The organism is Chryseobacterium lathyri (genome assembly GCF_003290185.1).
Lineage (GTDB): Bacteria > Bacteroidota > Bacteroidia > Flavobacteriales > Weeksellaceae > Chryseobacterium > Chryseobacterium lathyri.
Map to the genome: position 1 here is coordinate 127094 of NZ_QNFY01000003.1, position 23842 is coordinate 150935.

Consider the following 23842-nt stretch of genomic DNA (forward strand, 5'->3'; position numbering starts at 1 on the left):
TAGGCAGATGTTATTGTTGTTTGCTTGTATTTCTTTTTGGATAAAGAATTAAACGGATGGATGGGTTATTGGTGATAAACAGCCGTAACCAATCCAGTGCTAGCCTGATTTTGCTTCTGAAGCCTACCAGCGGAATAATATGGATAAACAGCCATGTAAGCCAGGCCAGGAAACCTTTGAAAGAAAATTTGGGAAGATCCACCACGGCATTGAATTTTGAAATGATCGCCATACTGCCCTTATCATTATATTTGAAAGGAATGAGTATTTTTTCTTCTTCGATCCTGATGAAATTTTTAGCCAGATTTTTAGCCTGCTGTATGGCCACCTGGGCAAGCTGGGGATGTCCTTTCGGGAACTCTTTATCCGTTAATTGAAGCGCGATATCTCCTACCGCATAGATGTTCTCCATTCCTTCTACCCGGTTGTATTCATCAGTTAAGATTCTTCTTCCTTTTCCTATTTTGTCTTCCGGAATTCCAGGAACTTCCCGTCCTATAACTCCGGAGGTCCAGATGAGGGTTTCGGTATCTATCGATGTTCCGTCGGACAGAAGCACCTGATTATTGACATAGTCTTTTACCGAAACATTAAGAAGTATTTTTACACCAAGCTCCTGTAAAGTCTTGTGGGAAGTCTCCTGCGCCATTTTACTCATCGGGGAAAGCAGGGTAGGTAAGGCATCAATCAGATACAGATTGGAAAGGTTGAGCTTGATCTCCGGGTATTCTTTTTCAGCAATATATTTTCCCATTTCCGCGATCATGCCCGCCAGTTCTACCCCGGTAGGTCCGCCGCCTGCTATAACCACATTCTGTAATTTTTCTGCGGTTTTCGGGTCTTTATTTCTGGCAGCTTCCTCCAAGTTGAGGAGCATATGATTCCGCAGATAAAGTGCCTCCTCAATACTTTTCATAGGAAGTGCACATCTCTGCACATTATCCATTCCGAAAAAGTTGGACTCAGTTCCCAATGCAATAACCAGATAATCGTAAGTCAGGTTTCCTGTATCTGTTTCTATGGTTTTGCTTTCGGGATTCACTTTAAGAAGACTTCCCATATGAAAATTCACATTTTTGTATTTTGAAAATAATCTACGGAAAGGATAGCTGATGTTGGAGGCCTGAATAAAAGAGGTCGCCACCTGGTAAATAAGGGGAGGAAAGAAATGATAATTGTTCTTATCAACAAGCGTAATAAGAAATCTATTGTCATTTTTTAAGGATTTAATAAGATTAATTCCTGCAAATCCTCCACCAACAATAATGATATGCTTTTTCATGTTAATTGACATTTGGAATTGTTTTGATTATCCTCCAATAATGGCACCAAAAAATAGATCGTGTATGTTACATTTAGTTGAACAGGTCCGGAAATACAATACAGCAACAGTTATAAAAGCTATCGATGTAAAGGCAGATATGGTTCCTGCTATCATAAAACATTGTTTAATGCTTACCATCAGGCACGCTAATCTTTATAAAATTAACAAATACTTCTCATTTATATTATTGTCCTGATCATAAACACTGGTTTTTATTTGGTATTGTTTGTAACAATAAATTAATATGGCTTGCTTTTTGATATTGGAAAAGCACCAATTTTTTACTACGATGTTCATTACTTAACTATCAATAAAATTTTAAGATATGATAATCAGTGAAGACCTTTTGTTAGCTTATGGAGGTGAATATGAAACCTATTTACCAAATGAGATTATTTTTAGTGAAGGAAGCTTTGCTAAATTTTATTTCCAGATTGTTAATGGTGTTGTCGAGCTCAATAATTACCATGAGGATGGTAAAGAATTCACACAGAATATTCTTTCCGATGGGCAAAGTATTGGCGAATCGTTACTTTTTAACGATAAGCCGTATCCCATGACTGCCGTTGCCAAAACACAATGTTCCGTCATGAAACTGCCTCAGGCAGATTTCTGTTCGCTCATTCATCAAAATAAGGATGTGATGATGGATATGTTTAAATGCATGTCCGACCGGCTCTACTACAAATATTTAATGCTTTTTAATATTTCATCCACAGATCCACAGTTCAAAATCAAAACGGTCATGGACTATTTAAAGGCAACCCAGGGTAATGATCATAACCAGACTTTTCAGGTACCTTATACCCGGCAGCAGATTGCCAATCTTACAGGACTGCGTGTTGAAACGGTTATAAGAACCGTTAAGAAAATGGAAAATGAAAATATGGTTAAAATTGAAGGCCGAAAAATACTTTATTAAGCTTTTGAACCTATTTTAATTATAACGTATTAATTGTGAAATGTTTTATAAATAATGCCATATGAATCATATGGCGTTATTTTATTGATCCGTTTCACGGATAGTATGCTTCATTATTATCTTATAATATTTTCTATCATTACTGGGAAAAGGTTAAAAAACTAGCGGACAAGAAGATAGATTCCAACACCAATTGCAGCATAAGCGGTAACCGTAAGAATATCAGCTATGGGTTGTGAGAATCGTTTTTCTGCAATTTTCTCAGCATTGATCTGGTTCTTATGGAATTTCAGAATTTTTTTAGGATTATGAACCGGGTGTGCCACCAGACTGTCACTTTCCCACTTGTCAACAATTACTTTATAACTTTTGCCATCTGCTTCAATTCTAACATTTTTACCGGATGCAAGTTTCTCCTGAATATTAACAGGAGCAGGCATTTGTTGTGCGTTCAGGCTTTGGGATGCAGTTGTTGTGCTCTTCATTTGCGCAGCTGTATTTTGCTTATTGTCGGCTGCTGGATCCACTTGCTTTTTTACCTGGTACGTATAGCAGCTGGTCAGAGAAAATAATATAATGATGAAATAAAGATTCTTTCGCATAAGCCAAATTTAAGAATTAAACGGAATATTTGGGTGTTTCTTGTAAAAGATCTTGTTTTTAAAAAATCTGCTGCGAAAAGTCTTCTGACTTTGAGTAAGTAAAATAAAAATGGTTTCTTTAATGAGAAAATTAATCATGTACATCAAAATCCGGTAGAAGCAGGTTTAGTTTTTCGTGCGGAAGATTATAGATACAGCAGTGCAATTGATTATTCCGATGAAAAAGGACTTTTAGATAATATTGTTGTTTTTAGAATGTTTGATTTATAATGCTAAAACGACACGAAAGGATTCGTGCGGTAGCGGGCGTAGGGAAAAACATTTTATTTTGATATTCTTTAATTGCGTTAATGAAATTCCCGTTTTTCTAAAACTCCGTCTCTATACATTTCCGTATAGATCAATGGTCCTTTTTTTCTTGTATTGAATAGAGGTTCTCCTGTTTCTTCATTATATTTTTGCAATAATTTGTAAAATTTCCATGTTCCAACGGGTAAACCATTTTTATATTCGGCTTCCAGATACGTATACGGATCGGTAAATTGCGGATGTTTTTGTAAATCCATAGATCCATTGGGTTTACATTCTATCCATTTTCCTTCTTTATGATGGTTTTTTACCATACCCTGTTCTTCATCATCTTTATAAGGGCCATCATTGTCATAGTATCTGGCAAATTTTCCGGAAGGTAGAATCTGGTATTTCTGTAAAGGTTTTAATTGAAAAGGGCTTTCAGTCAATTCATAATCCTGTAGAGAAATGGTGTAATTTTTATCGATATTAAACAGGGTATAGTTGGCAAATCCCATTTCTCCCTGATGATTAAGATAGATTCTTTTCATATCGATCAGCTTGCCGTCCTTCGTTGAAACTAAATACATTTTTTCAATAAACGGTTCGGCATAACGAACAGTATTATAAACCGCCATAAAGTACAGTGAATAGTCTCCATAACACAAAAAATCTGAGGCTATTTTAATTTGATCATATTTTTCATTGACAGTAGTGCTGAATGGCAGCAAAACATTGTATTCTTCAGGAAGTACTACAAAATCTTTTTTTATTTGTTTTTCAAATTGCAATGCATTGATTTCCTTTAATTTATTTTCATCCTGTATAGCAGACAGAATGGAGTCAACAGTGATCCGTTTTGAAATATCTGGATATCCAAATGGCAGAATAATACAATCCGCTTTATTGGTGTTAAAGGAAACTGATTCTTTATCTGTGGAATGAGATTCTGTGCTTATTGCCTTATTTTCTGTTTGAGCCTTACTGTAACAGGAAAAAAGGAAAAACAGAATGGTAAAACAGGCGATATTAATTTTAGGCATATATATCTAATATTGGGGTGAAACCGTGAACATGCAAATGATTATTATGTCTTGGGGTAGCGGTATGCGTGGTATGAGGTAACCGTGTGCTGGCATTGTCTGCAGTACTGGCATTTGAGGTATTGGAAAAATTCTCTGACCGGCCTGATCCAAATCCAAAATCAAAAAGAATATTCCGGAGAATAACCTGATTGTCATAATCAAAATTCGCAGCCGTAAGGATGGTATTGACTCCATTTTGCTGAGCCGTTAATAAATTCAGATCTCCCGCTTCTCCGTTCACATGTTCTGCGCTGGGATAGCATGACGCGTCTGAATAAGAAAAACCCTGAGATACAATATAATGATTATGTCCTTCCTGTCTGAATTGTGCCAATGCTCCTAAGAAACCTGCAAATAAATCCGGCTGGATGCTTCTTCTTCTGGTATGCTGAAACCCATACCGGATGATGACCCCGTCTTGATTATAATTGAATGCCTCAAAAATCTGTGGCCCTACACCGTCATTCGCTAAAATATCCATATTGACCAACTCGACATTTCCCGGTTGATTGATGTACCATTTGTCGGTGGCTCCATCACCAAGAGTTCCGTTAGCATACACCAATAACTGATGGGCATCTATCTGCTCTCCGGCGGCTCTGTTCGCTGTGAAATCTATGGTGTCCAAAAGATTGCCTCTTTGGGCCAGCGGTGGGATGGTGTTGACTCTTCTTTTTCTGGTTACAGTTTCTTTAGTTCTGTTACAGATCCTGTGTTCATTATCGTTTTGGTCGTAATAAAAAAAGATAACATCAGTGGAATGGTTATTCAGAACCTTCTGAATCCTTCTTCTTCTTTCCGGATTTGTACTGATCACCTGTAAAGCATTGTACGTATTGCTGCCATGATGAATGGTATAGATATTTTTATTGACCACCCTGAATCTTCCTCTGTCATCATTCAAGAAAATACCGGCGCCGTTTACCTCTTCCTGTCCATCTCCATAGGCACAGGGATTATTGTCTGTTCTTTCTACTGCCACTTCCAAATTAATACTGCTATCTGCCAGTCTTCTGGTCCAGTCATCAAAAGTAGCTCTTCCGTCAGGCCTTAGCTGCAGCTTAATAATGGCTTTATTGATATGGTCAGCCCGTAAATTAGTATAATGATCATGGCTGCCATCTCTATTGTTAAGAGCATCAAAATTTCCTACCTGTACGGTAAACAGCCTCTGTGCCTCATACCGGTCAGGAGATACAAAACGCATTAACTGTAATGGATCTGTATTTTCTGTCATCGTACTTGCTGAAGGCCTTATCACCGCATCTATACTCAGATCTGTCATATTGCTGGTCTCTATGATCAGATATACTGTTTTGCCTAATATGGAATCGTATGGGATATTTTGATTCTGATGATCCTGCTGTACATGAGCAGAATCAATTTTTGTAAAATTGACTCTTGTTCCGTTGTCTGTTGTCGTTTTCTTGGCAAAATAAACTTCAGTAATACGCTGTAAAGAGTTATCGGGGGTATCCGGAGCCAATGGGCCATTTAAAGTTTGGGTTTGCCCGGAATCTGTTATTGTAATACGTGTCGCCATTTTAAGATTTTTCTTTTTTTAATACGGGAGTTTTTTACATTTCCTGACGAGGATTATCCGAGATTTCATTTTCCTTAAATGAGGTAAGGTTCGGATTTCCAAATAATAAAAATACAAAACGGCCATTGTACAACCCTTTGCCAGACTTTTCATCCGGCTGGTCCTGCATTTCTTTAATCCATCCTGTATTTTTATAGTTCTTCATAGCTTATTTCTTTTATATGATAGATGATTTTCTTTTGGTAGTTTTCACCCAGGGAAAATTCTATGGTAAGTTTATGCTCTAATACTTCTTTGGTTTTAAAATCCAATAAAATCTGCCCTTTATATTTGTCAAGTTTTGGAAAATCTGTTTCCCTGTTATAAGCAATTTCCTTTCTGTTCATTTCTCCATAAAACATTTCCCAATTTTTATCTGAAGGAATGTTCCCGGTATACTGTAATAGTAATAATTCATCATCACAGCGCATGGCCTCCGTTTGTACACGTTCTTCTATATCTATTACGGTATTGGTCATAAAATTAAGGTAACGCACGCTATACTTTACCCGATCTTCCTGCTCATACCTTCCATAAAACTTATGGAGGATCATTCCCAATTGATTACTTTTTAAAAAATCTTTACCCACTAAGTTTTCGTTTTGGTAAAATGTTTTTAAAAAGGTGTAAGAATCTTCTGCCTGTTTGCCAACATAGGAGCGGGAGAGCTTTTCTACTGTTTTTTCCACCTTATCCTGAAGAATTGATAATTCCTGTACATTTTTTAAATGACCATATTCGTCCGTTATAAGCACTACATCGTCATTGATATCTGCAATTCTGGCTAGAAAATCTTTTTCGGACAGGGATAGTGTTTTATCCCGATGAACTCTGTCAAAAATTTCGATATGGTATTCAAATCTTTCTTTTTCTAAACGCTTCAGCGTAACATGAAAATTTTTATTGAGCTCACTTCTGTGCGTTTTTCCGTTGATGGTGGTATATTCATTACAGGAATAGCGATAAAATTTCTTTCCCTCTAAAAGGTTTAATTTAATATCTATGGGAAACTCTGGTTCCATAATTTTTCACTCATTATTTTTACTTAAAAACTACTTTCCCTCCGGAGGAAACCCACTGGTTTTTTTTGTTCCAAGACCCATCACAATCCTGTTGCATTTGTTTAACTATTTTTGCTTTTTTTATGTCAATAATGGCACACGTGTAGTTTTCATGCAGGGTACTGTCCTTATCACTTTCATGTACATATTCTTTAATGATGCCGTCTACTACTACGTACTTTGCATTAGGGGACAGTGAAGAAAAGAGCTCACTTCCGGTACCTTTAAATTCACTTCCTTTACCTACTTTTATCTTTTTCTTTTTATTAATAATATGGAGATTATACCATAGTTTCATAGGGCTATTGTAGGAAGCATAATACAACGATAGAGTATCATTTAAAGTAATGATAGTGTCTTTCTTTGCCGTTTTATTCTGTACATCATGATGTTTTTGGGAAACAACGTTTCCGCAGGTAACAAAAATGATTAAAATCATTAGCATAAATGTCAATTTTTTCATGATGATAAATTTGAGTTTTTTTCCATTTTTTCATAGCGTTTATCCATATCTGTACCTCTTCTTTTATTCCCGTAATCATCAAGAATTTCCTGCTCGTATTTACTGTGCATATCTCCCCATTCGCCAGGATTTCTTGATGTTTTTTCTAATTTTTCCCCTTCTTTTCTGGTTTTATTTTCTTTGGCTGTGTTAGCATCTTTTTTTGCAAAAAACCGGTCTAGTGCAGAGCCGAAATCATCTTGTACATATCCTGGTCTGTTAATGTGATGATCCAATGCAGTTGCTTTACCTAATTTTGATTTTAAATAATCTGACAGCTTATATGAATAGCCTGTAGGAGTTAGAGGAAGTACAACTTCTTTTAACCTCTTAATAAAATCCAGCACCTGTTTTTCCTGAAATACTTTATCAATAACAGCATTTACAATCGGTTGCAGAGGCTTACATTCTACTGTTTTTCCAAATAAGGATTCTTTACAGTTTTCTCTGATTTTATTTGATAATGTATTTCCTGTAATTTTCTCTGCTTTGGGATCTGCCGGATCTTTATAGTATAGAATCCCGGAGTCTACCGTCCATCCGCATGATACAAATAACTCGTCATATTTTTCAGGATGCTGAGCTTTAAATTCTTCAACCTGTGTAGTAAATTCACCTTTTCCGGTATGATCCACTGTTTTCTGCATGGCCCCCGCAGTTAATATCATCTGTTCACCTGAAAGGTCCCAGTCATAGGATTGAACAGAATCTAATTTGCCTTCATTTTCAGACATTCCCACCAAAATAGCCTTTTCTTCAGCCGTAATTTTCTTTTCTTCAATCAATGTATCCCAATCGGAATAATTTTCAAGTTTTTTAGATCCCCAGTAGGCTGGTCCATATTTTTTACTATATCGGGTACAGGTAATATCATAGTTGTTTCCACAATTACAGTATCTGATCTCAAACCTTTCATTGTCTTTATTTAAAAACTCATGCGTCTCATCCGGGAATTTCACTTCATCTTCTGTTCCTGTTACTTCAGCTTTGAAATATAAAAAGGCATTTAAGTCCTCTCTTTTATTCAGTTTATCTATTAATTTTTTTAAATCTTCGTCACTTTTGGGACGCATCGTTATTTCTTTGGCATACACCAGTGTTCCGTTGATAGTGAATTCTATTTTACTTTTCTCCTCCTCGCCATCTAAAAACTTGACAGGATTTTCATATACGTTTTCAGTATTTTTCAATTTATTTTCATGGATCTCAACAGAGAGTTTGCCGCTTGCTCCTTCACAATTGGCGACTACCCATACTTTCTTTTTAATGGTGGTGCTGTTTATTCTCTCAAAATCAAAATCAGGACTGCCATCAGCTTTTTTCGCTTGTACTTCCTCTTCCCAGGTAATTTTCACCGATTCTTTTGCCTTTAATTTTACAGAATCCTCCTGATCTGCCTTGAGGTTCCTTCTTCCTTTTTTTTCGTACTTCTTTTTGACATCAGATACCAGACCTCCACTTTTAACGGTATAAGTTTCTTCTTTAGTTTCCCAGGTCATTTTAGGAACTTGTTTTGCAAAATATATTTTTACCACATTCACTTCATGATCCACCTGGTGGGGGAGATCATAAACCTTCTGATTGGGGTTTACAGAATAATCATCTTTTTCTTGTACTTCACTCATATCATTTTATTTTGAGCTTATTATTGAAAATCATTTGAGTTATTATATTTTGTTTTTAAGTCTTTAATTATTTTTTTAATATTTATCTACCAACAAAGTTTATCTGTTGTTGCATTTTCTGTACATTCATCAACAGTCTTTAATTTACCTCCAACAATTTTATTTTTATAGAGTTTTCTTTCTTTGGTGTCACTCACTCCTGTTATTAGATATTTCCCTGTTTTGTCCCATCCATAAAAAGCGGCTTGATCGAAAAAATTTTCTTCAAATGAAATTCCATTTTTACCTCCTTTGAACATATCATATACATCCTTATCCTGCATACTGTTTTGAAGATCGAGAAGTAAAATATCATCATAACCATCTTGGTCTACATCTGAAATATATAAAAGTTTAGAAGAAAATTCTCTGATATATTTTTTTTCGTATTCTACAAAATCTGCTCTCTTAAATTTCAATTTTTTATAATTTTCGTAAGCAGATTTATAATCGGAATTAATTAGCCAGGTTGCCAAACCAAAATTGTCCTGCAATATTTTATAAAATTCTTTTGGTAAAGTAAGATTGCTTGTAATGCTTGAGATGTTTGTGTCAACACCATCCCTTTCACACACTAGTTGGATAGAATATTCTTTATTATTATACTTTAATGGAATAATAAAAGTGAAAGAATCTGATGACTTTTTCTTTTCAACGCTAATATTATTACGATTATAGGTTGGACTATTGGTATGTGCATCTTTACTTGAACAATTAATATTTATAGAAAATATTAGAGAAAGTGATATGATTAGATGATGTGTTTTCATAAAATTATTCGTTGATTTTTCCTATTCTTTCATTATAATTAAAATCCAAGCTATTTTTTCGATCTATACTTAGTGTTCCGTGTTTAGAAACTCCTACAATGTAATGTCCACCATTGTATAATTTAATTATTTCTGCATCTAATATGGATTTCTCATTCTGATTTGTAGATGTGTCCGGTAAATATCCACTAAATTGTTGCAGCTCTGGTATTGTGCTTGGACATGTTTTATAGGTTAAATTTCCTTCTTCAATTGAATAAGATTTTAATTGTTTGGTATTTTTCAAAAGGCGACGAATATGATTAACTGCAGCTTTTATTTTTTCTGGTAATTTTATATTCATTTTCACTGCAATATTTTCTTTCCAATTCCAAATATAATCAGGATTTTCAATTGCTTTTTTTGATTCTGCAGGTGTTGTACTTAAGTTGTTTTTTTCATACTTAAAGTCTATCTGGCATATTCCCCAACCATCAGGATAACCATAGTTTGGAATCCCTTTACTTTCAGCATTTCTACCAGAAGGTCCATATGTTGCCTCTTTTCTGTTTTTCCCTTTTCCCACAAATTCTGGATCCCAAAATTGCTTCATTAGTGGAATGCCTTCGCTTCCTGATTCACTAACTGCCATTTTATAAATAAACCAGTATTTTGATAAATATCCTTTATCCGTAAAATATTTTTTTACTACTTCCTTAGTAGGATTTTTTCCTCTTATATAAAATCGGAAACTGCTTAAAATAGAAGTTTTTGCTTCATTCCATATTTCTACAGTGGCTGTGCCTCCTCTAAATAGCCCACGAAAGTCAACATCCCATTTAGTTTTTCCTATATTGGCAATCATAAATGCATTCCCACCATCAGACTTGGCAGGAAAATAATCAATATCATTTCTGTCATAGAGTGTTGCACTTGCTTTAAACTTAAATTCTGTCTTTAATCTGAATCGCAAACTTTTATGGATACAGTCCTTTCCTATATAAACTTCAATTCTTATTTTAGGCATTGCAGGTTCTGGTGAAATAAATACGAAAGATTCAGGATCTATTTTCACATCATTATAAAAAACAGAAACGGTGTAGACGTCATCTAGTGCTGCTAAAATTCTCTCCTCAAGTGGAATCGGCTTAGCAGAAGCCACATTAGGGGTAGGGTCGCAAAAAATAAAAGATTCTTTCACCAAAACTGTTTGTTTTTGAACAATAGTGCTGCCTAAATTTTGCCACGGACTTAACTTTATAACGCTCATACAGGGTGGAGGAGACATATTTCTAGCAGGCCATTTCGGGTGCCCGCAAGTTCCTTTAAACTGAAGGTTTACCATATTGTTTCCATCGCCTTCTGTTGCAAATAGCTTATCCTGAAGATTTATTTCATTAGAGGTAACTTTCAGTTCTCCGGGCGCCTGAGCATAGGGACATTTCAACTTGGCTCCATGGATAACCATTTCTCTTTTTTCTGAAGGAGAATCTTCGTTGGCTTTTTTTTGTTTTTCTGCTCTTTTTTCAGAAAGCTTACGATCATGCGCTGAAGTATTCTGATTTTCCATGTGTTAAAATTTTGGATTTGATTCAATTGTTGAAACCGGAATCGCATTTGTTGGTAACCAATGAAAATTTACTTTCATCATCCGTGATGGATTTAGCCTTTACTTACTTTAACGTCTTTTCCGCCCTGGAATACGGCCAATGATGTTCCTCTTAGTTTTAAATCGCCCTTAGAGGTCTGTATATCTGCTTCTCCGGAAATACTTTTAAACTTATTACCGGTGCTTTCTGTTTGATCTTGTTTAACGGTAACGCTTTTATTTTCAGAGGTCTGAGTGTATCTCTTTGTAATGGATTCGGTATGGTCATTTCCAATATGCATGGTGCTGTCCTGCCCAATCTTAGTGGTCATATTCCTTCCCACGGAAATCTGCATATCTTCCCCTGCAGTAAAGGTCATATTCTTGGGCGCAGTAACATGAATATTACCCTGGCCATCCATAAAATAAGTATTTCCGCTTGGATCCTTAATGGTTACACTTTTTTCCGCGTCATTCATTAACACCTTGATACCACTTCTCGTCTGTATAGATTTCAAATGATTGTCCACGCCACCGCCCAGGCCTACTTTCCCGTGAAACATTCCGCCCATAGCAAATGGAAAATCAGGGTTGTGGTATTCAAATCCCACCATAACCTGATCGCCAATTTCCGGAACGGCTACAAAACCTCTGTTTTGTGTAATAGCATCTGTTCCACCTGCATCTGGGCTCATCATTCTGATAAAGTGGGTCGTATCATTTAACTGCCAGTCAAATCGGACCTGTATTCTGCCTTGATTCAGTGGATCTACATTGGATATAACGGTTGCCACCTGCGGTTCAGCTTTGGGCATTTCAAAATCAGGCTTTGGCATGAAACCAGTGCCTTCAGCAATGGCTTCAAAACTTCCCGTATAATATCCTCTTGCATCAACTTCGTGGGTCACCTCTGTAATCATCAGCGTTGTAAAATGTGAGGTTTCATTGCTGCCGGTCTTTCTCATGGCTAAGTCTGCAACACAGCCAATATACAGGAATGGAACTGTTGTTTGTCCTGAAACAGTAAAAACCTCTACTGCTTTACTTCCTCTTGCGCTTTTTTGGGAATCATCTACATCACGGAACATATTGGCATTGATGGGAATAGGAGTCAACGACCGGGTTGTGAAAATAGTATCATTCAGTTCATAGGCTTTGGAAGATAATTCTCCCAAATGTTGTATACGATCATCAGCACCCACCATTTTAGTATGACTGCTGCTGTTATAGCCAAAGTATTCCGGTTTGGTGTGAACGGCTTTCAGCTCAACATTCACATCATTTACATTGCTTCCGTACACCAACAGGATAGGTTTTTCAGAAGAGGGGAGCTTCCCGAAATGAAGAACCTCACCGTCATAATAGAACTGTTCTCCGTAGGCTTCTGCAATCCTTGTAAGGTAATTGTAATGGGTTTCGTTGTATTGTGAGCTGTAACTGATATAACTTTTGTTTTGGGTATCTATCCTGAAATCAAATTTATTTGCCCCTAATGTCTCCTTGATAATCCGGTTGGCAATAATATTGGTATTCACCTCCTGGCTTCCTCCGAAACTTTGGGTATGTGGGGCGGAATCCATGAGAATAGTGGGGCTTTTTCCTTTTAAAATAATATTTCCCAGACTCATTTTTTCCTGACTGAATGCTACTTTGGTAATGAGACCCACAAATGTTCTTTCGGGGCTTTCAGTTTCGGCATCTTTATATTTAAAAACAATGGTGATTCTTTTTCCTAAAAACTTTTGGGCCTGTTCAAGATTGTGATTTTGGGCCTCGCCTAAAGAGTCATAAGCCAATACCAGCTCAAAATCATGGTGCCTTCTTGCACTTTGTTGTAAACGAAAGTGTTTAAAGTGATTGACAGCCTTGCCCTCAACCACAATGTCCAGTTTTACCACACGGTTGATTCCCGAAATATGGTTTTCTGAAACTTTATCAGAATTTGAGGTGTTTTTCATAATATTTGGTGCGTTTTTTTTGGTATTATGTCACCTAAGTTAGATAAAAATAGACTATTAAATGTAAAATTTCATTAAATCTTCAAAATTGTAGTAAAACTACGATTGACTAAAAAATCCTGCTTAAGTTTTGGAAATTGAGGAAGTTCCAGTCTGGCAAATCCATTTTTTTAATATTGTTTGCTATGGCAATGTTTTTTTTCTTAAGACCTCTCCATAGATTTTTTTATGGAAGCAAAAGCCTTGACAGGGAATGTTCCCACGCCTTTGAATTTTGGAGGTGCAGCTGTAAAGGTGAAATTTTGATCAGGCAGCAAGCTCCAAATCGCACAGATGTTCTACGATGAGTATTTGCGCACCCAGTAAGATAGAATGTACCGGGCGGGTTTTACCTGCTGTATAATCAATGTTATAGGAATCAATACCAACCAGTTTTACAGCGCAGCTTTTAAGGTATTCTGCTGCGGACTCTGTCAGATAAGGATGATTATTATAATAGCGTTCTGTATTCCAGTGCTCATCCCAGCCGGTATAAATCAATACTGCTCTGTTCCTGATTTCTTTGTTTTTGAGATGTTCCTCGGTAATTTCCAATGTTTCGTTATAGGGAACCCTGATGACAACGGCTTCCAGTTCTGCAAAGGATTTGAGGCTCATTTCGGAAACGTGTGACTGAGATCAACCAATAATTCCTCATCAGAATTGGGGCGAAATGGTATAATAGGATAGGAGATATTGCATTCCTGCGAGGAATTAATTTGAGGACTGCTTGGCAAAAAAAATAATGAAAAGAAACGGTGTGATTTTTGTAAAATAAAAATCATAACCCACTTAATCAAAAATATTATGAACGTAAAACGCACATTTGGAGCAATACTTACAATCCTTGGAATTGCAGGTATGGTTTATACCGGATACGAATTGATCAACAAAAGTTCTGCATATACTACGTTATCTGTAGTTGGCGTGATCGGTTTGATCTTCTTTTTCTCCGGAATAGGTCTTGTAAAGAATACAAGAGATGAAGCATAACTATAAGTTAAAGTCAAATATTGCATTCCCGAATTGAAGAACATTCCTGGTAATTCCTCCTTTATGCATTTCAATTTTTCTTCAAAATACCTATATTTTGTAAAAAGTATGGAAAATTAATGGAAAATTGCTGGAGACAAAACCGTAATGAATTCAAGCTTAGGGTAGGCAATGGTATGGAATTCATAAGTTGAAACTAAAAATAATAAGTCAAACTTCTTAATGCTAACTAAATGGAAAATATTTTGATCATGGATTTAATTCAACAACTGAAGGACGTTGAGAATGCAGATCTATGGATTGACGAAAATTTTAAGAAGAAACTTTTAAAAGTTAATGATGAAACCGCTTTTGAACGTCCTATTGCCAATCTGCATAGTGTTGCGGAGCTTATCTCTCATTTAACCGAATGGCGCAAGGAGGTTTTAAGCAGACTTCAAGGAAATCCAAGAGGTCTTGAAATGAGTGATGCCGCAAATTGGCGGAGTAATGAAGAGCTTAAAGAAATGGGATGGGAAAATCTTCTAAATGGTTTTTATACCAGCCAACAACAGCTGATATCATTTCTGGCAGAAAAAGATGACTCCTATTTATACAGCCCATATCCATATGCGGATGCATCTTTCCCGCATAATTACCAATATCTAGCCACTGGACTGGTCCATCACGATTTTTATCATCTGGGACAAATAGGCATCACTATTAAGTTTCTGACAAATGGCACAACTTAAACCAAGAAATCAGTAGCACTTTGGTAATATAGTTTAAGAGTCTTTATCAAAATTTGGCTTGGAACTATTATGTTTTAAAGATGCTCTGTAATATTCTAAGCTCCTAATATGCTGGTCATTCGATATTTGATGAACAAAACAATATTTACCTTATGAAAATAATTCTTTGGAAAGGGCTCGCCAATCAGTCTCTTGAATATTTTAAAATCGAAAAAAAAGAAGGGTCGTTAAAGGTTAATTCAAAAATTCTTGGTATTCAGGAGGATACAGTTTTCGCAGTCACTTATCATTTGCTAATTGACGATAATTGGTTTATTAATGAGTTTACAATAGTTACTGAAATAAACTCTATCACAACTTCTTATACCGGAAAAAAAAGAGACTGTGCCTGGGAAATTAATAATATACCTGAACCTGAATTGGCGAACATACACTATATTGATATTTCCCTTAGTCCTTTCACAAATTCATTACCTATAAACAATCTGGTCTTTAAGGAAAAGGTGCCACAGGATATTGATGTTATTTACATAGATATTTTACAGGGTCATATAAAACCAGTAAAGCAGAGGTACACAAAACTTGATACACTCAGTTTTTCTTATGAAAACATAGACTCTGATTTTAAAGCAATACTAACAGTTGATCATAACGGCTTTGTTGAGGAGTACCCTGAACTGTTTGAAAAAATTGGCCAGGTTTAATTATAATGATATAAAGTTGATGGACTACATTTTTTTATTGATAGAAAGATCGTTACTTCTGATTCAAAGTAACATTTAGAAACGCCCTATAAGTTTCCAGTTTTCCAGCCGTCTCGGCGTTAAGTCGAATATCTTTTAGATAACCTTCTATATTTCCATACTGTTTACATAAATATTGCTGACTATCCGCAATATCTGCATCAATAATATCTTAGTTCCAATGATATTAATCTGTTAACTGTACTAATTCTTACGTAGTAAGTTTCAGAGCACTGACTGTACTCAATAATTACCCCAGGAAAAAGTTTCAAACTTAGCGATAGTAGATTATTAGCTATAAACATCTATGCGTTTATCGATATATGTCGATGCGAATTCTTTATAATTTACATCGAATGTTGGTAATTTTGTAATAAGATAATTATTTAAAGAGCTTTTAGTTTATAAAATATTTATTTGCTATAAAACTATGAGTAAAGATGGTGATCCATTTCAGTAATTAATGGAGCCAAAATACAATATTAGAATGTAGCTAAGGATTTTCGGATTCTAAAAACACAAATGAACACTATATTCAGCCTCCTCTCCATTCTCTCTGATCCCTGGAATCGCAAGAAGAGGCTGCTTTTTAACTTTATTTTTAAACATGCTAAGTATGAAAAAAACACTTTTTTTATTGACCTTTTCGATATGTGCGGCAATTTCTGCTCAAGTGGGTATCGGTACTTCAACACCTCAAAAAAATCTTCATGTGAATGGTTCGTTACAAGTTACGAATGAACTTAATGTCGGGGGTAATAGTAATACTGCAGGTTCAGCAGGTGCAATAGGCCAGGTACTGAAATCAAATGGACCAGGTGCTGCACCTTCATGGCAAACTTTAGCCGGCGTTCCTACATCAACAGGGACAGTAATAGTTGTTAATGGACAGTTTTTAGTTGCGCAAGAAATTACTGTTCAAATGACTGCAGATACGAGTGGCGCTGGTGCTCCGGGCGCTACGGTAGCCAATCCCATTGGCAATCTGAACAATGAAATTATCGATAACGAAAATCTTTATACAGGTACGGCTACAACCAATTCTTTTAAAGTGTCTGCTGACGGGGTTTATCAGATTAATATGAATGTACAGATTTCCACTGCCAACGGAACTTCACCGGTTATTGGTATATGGAATAATAACACCGGGTTATGGGTAGCCAGAGTAAATGACACATATGCAGCGCCGACCGGCGGATTACAAACATATACCTTAATTACTTCGATTCCGATGCAGGCTGCAAATACCTATTCGTTTAGGGCTATAAATACACAAGATTACACGCTCAAGTATGCAAGCTCCGGCTCAACGGGTTCAGGTCCTGTCACGCAAGTTTCTGTAAGACGATTAAAATAACGGTTTTTGAACTTTTTTGAACTATACCGGAGATTCTTCGTAACGGAAAATAATCGCCAGCATGTGTGCGAAGCTCAACAGAAAAGGCGATGCGGATTTGGAGAATCTTGTTAAAACTCGATTGAAAATGTATTGGTTTTATGTATTTGAAAATCAATGATTTGATATTTTTTGTTTTAATGTGCCGGCAATTGATGTTGTGAAATTGGTATGAAGGGTTTTGTGTGGAATACATCTCCTTATGTTTTGCTTAAAAGCAATGCTGGGGTTAAATCATGCATTAAGGTATATTGTGGCTTAAAATTCATTAATATTGTTTAAAATATTCAGAATGCAAATTGAATGTGTTTTGAGTTAACGTAATTTTAAGACCTGCTACTTATACTAAATCAAAAAAGATGAAATCCATAAAAATAACTGTATTTATTACTTTCTTTTCAATAACATTATTTTTTTCGCAGACTTCTGAAAGAAAATTTGTATCCATTAACAATAAGCAAATAGCATATAAAACTTTTGGACTTGATGAAAGAAAAGCTAATGAGCCAATAGTAATCTTTGAAAGTGGTCTCGGTTCAGGAGGTGGAGGGTATGGAAGTTTGTTTCCTTTCATTCAAAAAAGTTTTGCAGGGGTAGTTTATGACAGAAATGGAATTGGAGAGTCAGAAATCGATACTTCTATAAAAACAGATGAAGATGTTATCAAAAGACTTCATGATTTGCTAGCAGCTTTAAAAATAAGTCCGCCTTATCTATTGGCAGGACATTCTATAGGCGGACCGTTTATACGTCTGTATGCCTCAATGTATCCAAATGAAATTTGCGGCCTGTTTTTTATAGATCCTACAGATTTTATGCTTACAAAAGACGAAGACAACAAAGTGAAAATTAATACATCAAGCTCTACAGGCTATAGGGAATTATTTGTGATAAATCTTAAAAACATTATAAATGATACCTTAACATCAGATGGTTTTCGAAATGAGGCAAAGAGAGAACTGAATGAAAGCTCACCGGAATTCTTTAAAAGATACAAATCCTTACAGCCTCTTAAGGACATTCCTGTAACCGTAATGATTTCATACAACAAGCATATTGAACATTATGAAACAAAGATGAACGAAAATCTGAAATTAGGGATCAATTTAATTCCGTGGTGGAAAGAATTGGATGAATTAAGAATAAATCATTATGCAGAAATGATAAAAAATAACAGTAATAGCCGGTTGATCTTGTTGCCGCGTTACAGCCATGGAATACATCAGCAAGATCCCAAAATTGTAGCAGAAGCTTTGATAGATACGTACAAAAACTGTCTAACTTCCTTAAAAGGTAAGTAGAAAGAATTATCGTCAACAATCTTTTTGCATCAGATGGACTGAGATGCAGCAGAATCCTAGTTAATATAAAGATGTTAATACTTAAATGTACCAGTATAAAACTAGGCTACTCACAATACTTCAATATACTGTCATATACCTTCTCTTACTGTTTTGAAGAAACAAAAATTTTGGGTGTATTTTAGTATATCATTGCCTTTTATTATTCTGTTAGTTTGTCTGCATGGCGATGCATTAATTTCCATTCGTTGTTCTCTTTTCGAAATATCTCTGTCACTCTTAAATTAAATATAATGTCATTGTCTTGCCCTTTCATTTTCACTGTCGAACGTTGAATACCTGTCCAATATGCCAAATGCTCATCCGCATCCTGATGCATTACCTCAAATTCATTTTTGGCACCGGGTAGGAAATTGGTCGCTCCTTCTTTATTGAAAGTATTCACTTCGCTGGCACCTTGAATACAGATTCCTGGTGGTGGGAAAATTGTTGCAGGAGATTTTTTTACAGATATTTTCTCTAAAGGTTCAAATTTTCCTTCTACAAAATCTCCCGAGGCTTTAAGTCTTACTTGCATAAAGTTTTCAAAGTCCTTTAAATGTTTATTGTCGTTTATCATGCTTTTAAATTTGAATGGGTTATCTTTTTACAATGATTGCTAAAGGTTCGCAGCCTGGCATTCGGATGGGAAATTGCGCACAAACGTTAAACCTTGAATTGAACCAAATTTATAAAAAAAAGTTGGGTTTTGTAAATCTGTCCGTCTAACGCAAAATTGCTTGTCATTTTACATTTTTAATTGTTTTTCTCCCCAACTGTCCATTAATTTCATTATATCCGATAATGACTTCCCTAAATCCGTTAACTCATATTCAACCTTTGGAGGAACTTGTTGATAAACAATTCTATTTATCAAATTATCATTTTCCAACTCTTTCAATTTTGCAATAAGCATGCGTTCTGAAATTCCTGGCAGACGTTTTAATAATTCATTGTAACGTAACCTATTTTCGTTTAGTAAATAAGAAAGAATATTAATTTTCCATCTTCCTCCTATTAATGATAATGTGTAAGCAATTCCACAATTCTCATTTATCTGAACTTCGTTAATATGATTTGTAGAGTTTATTTTCCTTTTATTCATACATACTTTTTTATTAGTACCATACAATTTTGTCAGTTCTTTTAATTCTGAAAGTTAAAAAATAAATTTGTCTTAATTCTAAAATCAACAAAATGACGGTAATTAAAACATTAATTCATTGGAGTGCATATGCCTACTATCTGTATGTATTTGGATACGCTTCGTTATTTAAAGTATTTCAAAAACAGACTATGATGCAGAATATGCAGAACTTAGGATTTAATAAAACGTGGACAATATTAATCGGCATTGGCGAGTTAATTGGCGTTGTGTTATTGATAATTGGATTGTTTAAACCACCAATAAAGAATCTTGCTGTATTAATACTTTTTCCTTTTGCAGTAGGTGCTTTTACAACACACATGTCACATAATGAATATGAACACTATTACAACTCACTGCTAATGTGTATTCTGAGTATAGTCCTTTTAGTAACTGACAAAGAATTCAAAATTATTCTTTGAACATTTTTCTTGTCCTATGCAAAGCCCCGATAAAATGTAAATTTTTAAATTTAATGATCAAATAAAATCATTAGACCGATATGAGAAAAATAATTGCGGCATTTAATATGGCACTTGATGGATTTTGTGATCATACGGCAGGTATTCCCGATGAAGAAATACATAAACATTATACTGATCTGTTAAACCAGGCAGATGTTATTTTATATGGTAGAATAACCTATCAGCTTATGGAATATTGGCGACCTTATGTAAAGAATCCCTCAGGTGAAAAATCAATGGACGACTTTGCACAGGCAATTGATAAAATTCCTAAAATCGTATTTTCCAACAGTCTGAAAAATATAGAATGGGAAAGTGCAAAGTTAGCCGCTGGGGAGTTGAAAGCAGAGGTCCTGAAATTAAAAAAGCAAACAGGTAAAGATATTTTAGTAGGAAGCCGAAGCCTGATTATCCAATTAATGAAACTTAATCTGATAGACGAATTCCAGCTATGTGTTTACCCTGTTGTTGTTGGAAATGGTCTGCCGTTATTTGAAAACATAAATAGCAGGATTATTCTTAAGCTCTTAAGAACGCAAACCTTTAGCGGAGGCTCGGTCATACTGTACTATGAACCAGTAAGAACTATTGATTAAACTTGACAATACTGTTAAAATTAGTCAGAATTTCTGTCACCTTATGAATCAAATCAAATATGTATATAATAAATAGAGAAGATTGAATACAAAATACTGTAATTAAAAATTGCCTGTATGCAACAACTTCATTAATATTGTGTTCATATGTCAACAATAAAATTTTTGAAAGTTTTTGGTTTTCCTCAGGCTTATAGAATGTTATTTCTTCTGTTTTTCCTTGTTTTTTCTTCTTGTAAAGAATCTCAGAAAACTTCAGACAAAATAAGTATCGGATTTTCACAGGGGTTGGGAAATCATCCCTGGAGATTGACAATGAACCATGCTATGGAGATACAGGCATCACTCCATTCCGAAGTAGAGCTGAATATACAGAAAGCAGAAAATTCGGTTAGCAAGCAGGTTCAGGACATACAAAAAATGATTGATCGTAAGGTGGATGTGATTATTATCTCACCGATTGATCCAGAATCCTTGATTCCTGTAGTGGAAAAAGCGGCTGCCAAAAATATTCCGGTTATTTTGCTCGACAGGAAAATCAATTCAGAACAATATACAACCTATATAGGCGCAGACAACTTGGAGATTGGTAAAGAAGCGGCCAGTTACATTCTTTCAGATTCCAAAAATTATAAAAAAGTTATCGAAATAAGTGGCGATGACAATTCCTCTCCAACCATAGAAAGAAGTCTCGGCTTTCAGGAAATCATCAAAAACAATCCCAACACAGATCTGATAAAAACCTTTAAAGGTCTTCCTGTAGACGCTTTCCGGAAAACACTTGATTCCTTGGGAAATCAAAGTCTGTATGTTTTTGCTTTTAATGATGAGCTTGCCGCCATTGCGTGGCAGGCTGCAAGGAATAAAGGTTTGGAAAATCAAATCAAATTTATTGGCATTGACGGACTGAATACGAAAGACGGCGGAATACAAATGGTTCTGGACGGAAAGCTGAACGCCACTTTATTGTATCCGACAGGTGGAGCAGAAGCCATCGAGACTGCGATTAAGATTCATAACGGTGTTGCCGTTCCCAAACGCATTAAACTCAGTACAACGATCATTGACCGGATGAATGCGGAAATTATGCGTAATCAGTTTGATAAAATCATTGAGCAACAAGGTATTATAGAAAATCAGGTGCAGGCGGTTAAAAAGCAGATCGAGCTTTATTCTTCGCAAAAAGAATTGTTCCGCTGGTCTATCATATTGTTGATATTGATGTTTTGCCTGGTGGCTTATTCTATTTACCTTATTTATGCGATCAAGATAAAAAATAAGCAGCTTACCCTTACCAACGAGAGAATTACTATTCAAAGAAACCAGATTGAAACCATTGCCAATGAGTTGAAAGACAGTAATGAGGCAAGGGTTAATTTTTTCACGGGATTGTCTCACGAATTTAAAACACCCATTACGCTTATCCTCAGTTCATTGGAATCTTTGATGGATTCCGGTAAAACTAAAGGTGCAAAACCATCCTATGAGTTAGAGTTGATCAATAAAAACTCCAACAGATTATTGAGATTGGTGGATAACCTGCTGGATTTTAGAAAAATAGAAAATCAGACTTTTAATCTGAGAGTTTCCAAAACGAATATCTATGATTTTACGTATGCGATTTTTCGTGATTTTGAAAATGAAGCCAAGAAAAGAAATATCAAATTCGAAATTCATTCACAAAATAAAAACCTTGAGCTTTATATCGACAGAAATCTGATGGATAAAGTCTATTTCAATCTTTTATCGAATGCTTTCAAATTTACGCCAGACAATGGAAAGATTGAAATCACGATTCAGGAAAAAGGCAATCAGGCGGTCATCAGCTTTAAAGATAACGGAATCGGAATCCCCGAAAAAGAGGTCAGCAATGTCTTTGAAGCTTATTTCAAAGGTTCCAACAACAGAAAAAACAGTTCAGGAATCGGGCTTCATCTTAGCAGGCAGTTCATAGAGCTTCATCTCGGGAAGATAGAAGTGAACTCTTTTCAGGGAACGGAATTTACCATCAGCCTTTACAAGGGAAACAAGCATTTCAACGAAGACCAAATGGTGAAAGAACCCAGTCTCGCAGATGCTGAAAGTCTGGCAAAAGATACTATTTTTACAGGATTGGAAGACGAGACGATTACCCAAAATCAGGAGTTTCAGGGCGAACGTTATTCGCTGCTTTTAGTAGAGGATAATTCGGATTTATCCTTCTTTCTAAGCAAAAAGCTTCAGAATGAGTTTGAAGTAATGGTTTCTGACGGTACGGATGCAATTGATAAGGCATTGAGTGAAATTCCGGATATTATCGTTTGTGATGTCAATCTTCCGGACAAAAACGGTTTTGAAATCTGTGAAATTCTAAAAAATGACCTTCGTACATCACATATTCCGGTTATTCTTCTGACTGCTTTGGATAATAAAGAATCCTACCTGCAGGGACTGAAATCCGGCGTTGACCTTTACCTCACAAAACCTTTCAGTTACCCTATTCTGATACAGTCACTGCGTGCGCTGCTTTACAACCGCGAAAAACTGCGTTATTACTATACAAATAATATCGGCAGAATTGTGGACAGTAAATCGTTCGGAAGCATGGAGCAAACATTTGTGAATAATCTGAATCAACTTATCAAAACCAATATCGATAATCCCGATTTCTCAGTAGAAAATCTTGCAGACCTGCTCAATATTTCCAGAATTCAACTTTATAGAAAGATAAAAGCGATGTTTGATGTGAATGTGAGTGATTATATCAACAATTTCCGCCTGGAACAGGCCAAATCGATGCTTCAAAATCCTGAACTGACTATTTCTGAGATTGCATACAAAACCGGGTTTTCTTCCCCGAATTATTTCTCCACTGTTTTTAAAAATAAGTTTGGCGTATCGCCGAATACTTTTAGAAAGTCTGCAGGAAAAGAGTAATAAAAAATGTATGCAGTCAAATGATCACCTATTTGAATGCAACATTGTAATAACAAAATCTAAAGCTTGACCTATATTTAATATCAATTTTCGCATATACTATTTTTATCATATCCAGCAGCAGAAAATCAAACTGCTGCTTTTTTATT

General features: G+C 35.6%; 24 protein-coding genes. 10 read left to right on the top strand and 14 right to left on the bottom strand.

What is annotated here, in order from left to right:
- Positions 1-10: 10 nt before the first annotated feature.
- Complete coding sequence (locus DRF61_RS04795; RefSeq protein WP_111955061.1) at positions 11-1282, bottom strand: NAD(P)/FAD-dependent oxidoreductase; 1272 nt, start codon at positions 1280-1282, stop codon at positions 11-13.
- 64 nt (positions 1283-1346) lie between these two features.
- Here DRF61_RS04795 and DRF61_RS04800 point away from each other — a divergent pair, with 64 nt between their 5' ends.
- Complete coding sequence (locus tag DRF61_RS04800; protein WP_157963358.1) at positions 1347-1520, top strand: hypothetical protein; 174 nt, start codon at positions 1347-1349, stop codon at positions 1518-1520.
- 129 nt (positions 1521-1649) lie between these two features.
- On the top strand, positions 1650-2246 hold the full coding sequence (locus DRF61_RS04805) for a Crp/Fnr family transcriptional regulator (RefSeq protein ID WP_111954611.1): 597 nt from the start codon (positions 1650-1652) through the stop codon (positions 2244-2246).
- Between the two features lie 161 nt (positions 2247-2407).
- On the opposite strand, the gene DRF61_RS04810 is transcribed toward DRF61_RS04805, so the two are convergent.
- From DRF61_RS04810 to DRF61_RS04855, 11 genes are all read right to left on the bottom strand, one after another.
- Positions 2408-2848, bottom strand: a complete 441-nt coding sequence (locus DRF61_RS04810) for a hypothetical protein (protein WP_111954613.1) — start codon at positions 2846-2848, stop codon at positions 2408-2410.
- A 347-nt stretch (positions 2849-3195) separates the two neighbouring features.
- Positions 3196-4182, bottom strand: coding sequence for a hypothetical protein (locus DRF61_RS04815; protein WP_111954615.1), 987 nt, complete (start codon positions 4180-4182; stop codon positions 3196-3198).
- Positions 4175-5767 carry a hypothetical protein gene (locus tag DRF61_RS04820; RefSeq protein WP_111954617.1) on the bottom strand — a complete coding sequence of 531 codons (1593 nt, stop codon included), beginning with the start codon at positions 5765-5767 and terminating at the stop codon, positions 4175-4177. Before DRF61_RS04820 ends, DRF61_RS04815 begins: the two co-directional genes overlap by 8 nt.
- 34 nt (positions 5768-5801) lie before the next feature.
- A complete protein-coding gene (locus tag DRF61_RS22555; protein WP_157963359.1) occupies positions 5802-5972 on the bottom strand; it encodes a hypothetical protein in 171 nt (56 codons plus the stop codon).
- Positions 5959-6828, bottom strand: a complete 870-nt coding sequence (locus DRF61_RS04825; protein ID WP_111954619.1) for a hypothetical protein — start codon at positions 6826-6828, stop codon at positions 5959-5961. The genes DRF61_RS22555 and DRF61_RS04825 overlap by 14 nt, the downstream gene beginning before the upstream one ends.
- Before the next feature lie 19 nt (positions 6829-6847).
- Positions 6848-7330, bottom strand: a complete 483-nt coding sequence (locus DRF61_RS04830) for a hypothetical protein (RefSeq protein WP_111954621.1) — start codon at positions 7328-7330, stop codon at positions 6848-6850.
- Positions 7327-8994, bottom strand: coding sequence for a hypothetical protein (locus DRF61_RS04835; protein WP_111954623.1), 1668 nt, complete (start codon positions 8992-8994; stop codon positions 7327-7329). The genes DRF61_RS04830 and DRF61_RS04835 overlap by 4 nt, the downstream gene beginning before the upstream one ends.
- 86 nt (positions 8995-9080) lie before the next feature.
- Complete coding sequence (locus DRF61_RS22560; RefSeq protein WP_146896994.1) at positions 9081-9803, bottom strand: hypothetical protein; 723 nt, start codon at positions 9801-9803, stop codon at positions 9081-9083.
- 4 nt (positions 9804-9807) lie between these two features.
- Positions 9808-11352 (bottom strand): PAAR-like protein, encoded by a 1545-nt coding sequence (locus DRF61_RS04845; protein WP_111954627.1) that lies wholly within the window; start codon positions 11350-11352, stop codon positions 9808-9810.
- A 92-nt stretch (positions 11353-11444) separates the two neighbouring features.
- Positions 11445-13328 carry a type VI secretion system Vgr family protein gene (locus tag DRF61_RS04850; RefSeq protein WP_111954629.1) on the bottom strand — a complete coding sequence of 628 codons (1884 nt, stop codon included), beginning with the start codon at positions 13326-13328 and terminating at the stop codon, positions 11445-11447.
- A 306-nt stretch (positions 13329-13634) separates the two neighbouring features.
- A complete protein-coding gene (locus tag DRF61_RS04855; protein WP_202974494.1) occupies positions 13635-13985 on the bottom strand; it encodes a cyclase family protein in 351 nt (116 codons plus the stop codon).
- Positions 13986-14174: 189 nt separating this feature from the next.
- Here DRF61_RS04855 and DRF61_RS04860 point away from each other — a divergent pair, with 189 nt between their 5' ends.
- From DRF61_RS04860 to DRF61_RS04880, 5 genes are all read left to right on the top strand, one after another.
- Positions 14175-14360: a hypothetical protein gene (locus DRF61_RS04860; protein ID WP_111954631.1), complete on the top strand. Its 186-nt coding sequence runs from the start codon at positions 14175-14177 to the stop codon at positions 14358-14360.
- Positions 14361-14611: 251 nt separating this feature from the next.
- A complete protein-coding gene (locus tag DRF61_RS04865; protein ID WP_228452584.1) occupies positions 14612-15091 on the top strand; it encodes a DinB family protein in 480 nt (159 codons plus the stop codon).
- 152 nt (positions 15092-15243) lie between these two features.
- Positions 15244-15795 (top strand): putative glycolipid-binding domain-containing protein, encoded by a 552-nt coding sequence (locus DRF61_RS04870; RefSeq protein ID WP_111954635.1) that lies wholly within the window; start codon positions 15244-15246, stop codon positions 15793-15795.
- Positions 15796-16450: 655 nt separating this feature from the next.
- Entirely contained in the window at positions 16451-17191 is a 741-nt protein-coding gene (locus DRF61_RS04875; RefSeq protein WP_146896997.1) for a hypothetical protein, read from the top strand.
- Positions 17192-17589: 398 nt separating this feature from the next.
- Entirely contained in the window at positions 17590-18531 is a 942-nt protein-coding gene (locus DRF61_RS04880) for an alpha/beta fold hydrolase (RefSeq protein ID WP_111954639.1), read from the top strand.
- A gap of 202 nt (positions 18532-18733) precedes the next feature.
- Here the strand turns inward: DRF61_RS04880 and DRF61_RS04885 are convergent, their stop codons facing one another.
- Both DRF61_RS04885 and DRF61_RS04890 read right to left on the bottom strand, forming a co-directional pair.
- Complete coding sequence (locus DRF61_RS04885) at positions 18734-19150, bottom strand: nuclear transport factor 2 family protein (protein WP_111954641.1); 417 nt, start codon at positions 19148-19150, stop codon at positions 18734-18736.
- A gap of 168 nt (positions 19151-19318) precedes the next feature.
- Positions 19319-19675 carry a winged helix-turn-helix transcriptional regulator gene (locus DRF61_RS04890; protein WP_111954643.1) on the bottom strand — a complete coding sequence of 119 codons (357 nt, stop codon included), beginning with the start codon at positions 19673-19675 and terminating at the stop codon, positions 19319-19321.
- Positions 19676-19767: 92 nt separating this feature from the next.
- On the opposite strand from DRF61_RS04890, the gene DRF61_RS23090 reads away from it, so the two are divergent.
- From DRF61_RS23090 to DRF61_RS04905, 3 genes are all read left to right on the top strand, one after another.
- On the top strand, positions 19768-20139 hold the full coding sequence (locus DRF61_RS23090) for a DoxX family protein (protein ID WP_111954645.1): 372 nt from the start codon (positions 19768-19770) through the stop codon (positions 20137-20139).
- 80 nt (positions 20140-20219) lie between these two features.
- Entirely contained in the window at positions 20220-20777 is a 558-nt protein-coding gene (locus DRF61_RS04900; protein WP_111954647.1) for a dihydrofolate reductase family protein, read from the top strand.
- A 147-nt stretch (positions 20778-20924) separates the two neighbouring features.
- Entirely contained in the window at positions 20925-23693 is a 2769-nt protein-coding gene (locus DRF61_RS04905; RefSeq protein ID WP_228452586.1) for a substrate-binding domain-containing protein, read from the top strand.
- Positions 23694-23842: the final 149 nt, after the last annotated feature.

Coding starts and splice junctions, on each gene's coding strand:
- DRF61_RS04795 (WP_111955061.1), bottom strand. CDS start 1,282: ATGAAAAAGCATATCATTATTGTTGGTGGAGGATTTGCAGGAATTAAT.
- DRF61_RS04800 (WP_157963358.1), top strand. CDS start 1,347: ATGTTACATTTAGTTGAACAGGTCCGGAAATACAATACAGCAACAGTT.
- DRF61_RS04805 (WP_111954611.1), top strand. CDS start 1,650: ATGATAATCAGTGAAGACCTTTTGTTAGCTTATGGAGGTGAATATGAA.
- DRF61_RS04810 (WP_111954613.1), bottom strand. CDS start 2,848: ATGCGAAAGAATCTTTATTTCATCATTATATTATTTTCTCTGACCAGC.
- DRF61_RS04815 (WP_111954615.1), bottom strand. CDS start 4,182: ATGCCTAAAATTAATATCGCCTGTTTTACCATTCTGTTTTTCCTTTTT.
- DRF61_RS04820 (WP_111954617.1), bottom strand. CDS start 5,767: ATGGCGACACGTATTACAATAACAGATTCCGGGCAAACCCAAACTTTA.
- DRF61_RS22555 (WP_157963359.1), bottom strand. CDS start 5,972: ATGAAGAACTATAAAAATACAGGATGGATTAAAGAAATGCAGGACCAG.
- DRF61_RS04825 (WP_111954619.1), bottom strand. CDS start 6,828: ATGGAACCAGAGTTTCCCATAGATATTAAATTAAACCTTTTAGAGGGA.
- DRF61_RS04830 (WP_111954621.1), bottom strand. CDS start 7,330: ATGAAAAAATTGACATTTATGCTAATGATTTTAATCATTTTTGTTACC.
- DRF61_RS04835 (WP_111954623.1), bottom strand. CDS start 8,994: ATGAGTGAAGTACAAGAAAAAGATGATTATTCTGTAAACCCCAATCAG.
- DRF61_RS22560 (WP_146896994.1), bottom strand. CDS start 9,803: ATGAAAACACATCATCTAATCATATCACTTTCTCTAATATTTTCTATA.
- DRF61_RS04845 (WP_111954627.1), bottom strand. CDS start 11,352: ATGGAAAATCAGAATACTTCAGCGCATGATCGTAAGCTTTCTGAAAAA.
- DRF61_RS04850 (WP_111954629.1), bottom strand. CDS start 13,328: ATGAAAAACACCTCAAATTCTGATAAAGTTTCAGAAAACCATATTTCG.
- DRF61_RS04855 (WP_202974494.1), bottom strand. CDS start 13,985: ATGAGCCTCAAATCCTTTGCAGAACTGGAAGCCGTTGTCATCAGGGTT.
- DRF61_RS04860 (WP_111954631.1), top strand. CDS start 14,175: ATGAACGTAAAACGCACATTTGGAGCAATACTTACAATCCTTGGAATT.
- DRF61_RS04865 (WP_228452584.1), top strand. CDS start 14,612: ATGGATTTAATTCAACAACTGAAGGACGTTGAGAATGCAGATCTATGG.
- DRF61_RS04870 (WP_111954635.1), top strand. CDS start 15,244: ATGAAAATAATTCTTTGGAAAGGGCTCGCCAATCAGTCTCTTGAATAT.
- DRF61_RS04875 (WP_146896997.1), top strand. CDS start 16,451: ATGAAAAAAACACTTTTTTTATTGACCTTTTCGATATGTGCGGCAATT.
- DRF61_RS04880 (WP_111954639.1), top strand. CDS start 17,590: ATGAAATCCATAAAAATAACTGTATTTATTACTTTCTTTTCAATAACA.
- DRF61_RS04885 (WP_111954641.1), bottom strand. CDS start 19,150: ATGATAAACGACAATAAACATTTAAAGGACTTTGAAAACTTTATGCAA.
- DRF61_RS04890 (WP_111954643.1), bottom strand. CDS start 19,675: ATGAATAAAAGGAAAATAAACTCTACAAATCATATTAACGAAGTTCAG.
- DRF61_RS23090 (WP_111954645.1), top strand. CDS start 19,768: ATGACGGTAATTAAAACATTAATTCATTGGAGTGCATATGCCTACTAT.
- DRF61_RS04900 (WP_111954647.1), top strand. CDS start 20,220: ATGAGAAAAATAATTGCGGCATTTAATATGGCACTTGATGGATTTTGT.
- DRF61_RS04905 (WP_228452586.1), top strand. CDS start 20,925: ATGTCAACAATAAAATTTTTGAAAGTTTTTGGTTTTCCTCAGGCTTAT.